The organism is Microbacterium sp. ACRRU (assembly GCF_022346945.1).
GTDB lineage: Bacteria > Actinomycetota > Actinomycetes > Actinomycetales > Microbacteriaceae > Microbacterium > Microbacterium mcarthurae.
Genome location: NZ_JAKRNI010000068.1, coordinates 1 through 1,312, shown reverse-complemented (window position 1 = coordinate 1,312; position 1,312 = coordinate 1). Strand labels below are relative to the sequence as shown.

General features: G+C 63.8%; 3 protein-coding genes. 1 reads left to right on the top strand and 2 read right to left on the bottom strand.

Features of this window, described 5'->3' with window-relative positions; genetic code table 11:
* The first annotated feature begins 77 nt into the window (after window positions 1–77).
* Complete coding sequence (locus MHY30_RS14990) at window positions 78–290, top strand: hypothetical protein (RefSeq protein ID WP_239279207.1); 213 nt, start codon at window positions 78–80, stop codon at window positions 288–290.
* A gap of 516 nt (window positions 291–806) precedes the next feature.
* Here the strand turns inward: MHY30_RS14990 and MHY30_RS14985 are convergent.
* Both MHY30_RS14985 and MHY30_RS14980 read right to left on the bottom strand, forming a co-directional pair.
* The gene (locus MHY30_RS14985; protein WP_164878236.1) at window positions 807–965 is read right to left on the bottom strand and encodes a hypothetical protein; all 159 of its coding nucleotides are present in this window, start codon (window positions 963–965) and stop codon (window positions 807–809) included.
* Window positions 962–1,312, bottom strand: a 351-nt coding sequence (locus MHY30_RS14980; RefSeq protein WP_239279205.1) for a hypothetical protein, incomplete at its 5' end; no start/stop codon positions are given. The genes MHY30_RS14980 and MHY30_RS14985, both read right to left, overlap by 4 nt.

Genomic DNA, 1,312 nt, shown 5'->3' with positions numbered 1-1,312 from the left:
CGCCGCCGACACTCCGCTCTCAACTACCTCAGCCCCGCCGACTACGAAGCCCTTCACACCACCGCCGAAATCGCGGCATGATCAACAAACAGAACCCGTCCGGAAAAGCGGGTCAAGCTCCGGTCGAGGTGCAGGGGCGGAAGCTGCTGCGCTCGGTGACGTTTCACGACGATCCGGCTCAGCGGCAACTAATCGGCTATTTTCCCGAGGACGGGATGAAGCTCGCAGTGGAATGCACCTGGGCGGAGTACGTCAAGCACACCGGTCCCTCGACGAGCAACCGGAAGTGAGGACTATCGCGCTCGGCCCTCATCACCTTCGGCCACAGGAATGTCCCCGTGTGCCGTTGGCATAAACGGGGGATCGAAAATGCTCCCACCAGCCAGCGTTGACCGGCGACGGGGCGAGCTCCCCGCGTGAGGGGCGTTGTCGGAACTGGCGGGACGCTCACTTATCAGGGAAGGCCGCGGTTGCGGACGCTGTCGGGGCATGACGTTTCTCCTTTGAGAACGAAGACGGACTCCATGAGACAAATGTCTAGATGGACCGTAAGTCATCTTCGGGCGCGCCCCCGGGAGCGAGTCCGGAAAGTGATTCACCCCTCCCCCGGATGCTGGGATCGTGGCACGCGGTCGATCACCGTCAAGGGCGCTGCGCGTCGCGATGCGATGCGGCGTTGCCGCACCCTGGACCGTGCTCTCCCTTGCGCAAGATCGGCATGTATCCGGTGCGAGCGGCTGATGTGGTGATGCTCGAGAACGAAGGAAGGGACCGGCCCCGTGGGCACGGTCCCTTCTCAGCGCGTGTCAGGCGGTCTTGGAGACCGTCTGGGCCTCGGGGTCGACGCCGAATCTGCGGATGTAGGTCTGGCGGATCTCTTGAAGCTGTGCGCGCTCGCGATCGCTGATCGGGTCGGCCTCGCCTGCCGCGATGCGGCGCTGGAGGCTGCCCTTGTGCGATGTCACGAAGCGTCCGGTGAAGGACGAGCGGGAATGCCGAGCCATCTGATCACCTTCCTTCTCGGTCTATTTTCCGTCGCGATTGCGGGCGTGTCTACGGCGGCTGGGCGTTGAAGGTTCTTGATCGTGCGGTAGATCATCTTGCCTTCGGTGGGGGTCGCGTCCTCGAGCAGGGCCTGGAGGGCGTCGTTTGCAACCTCGCGATCTTCCTGGTCATCGGATGCGGCCAGCCCTAGGGCGTGTTGATCAAGAAGGTGCGGGGTGGCCAGCCGCCGCGAGTTGCGCGGGAGAATGGGCGTGTGAAGATCCAGGTGCTGCATATCGAGGATTGCCCGAATTGGCAGGAGGCGGGC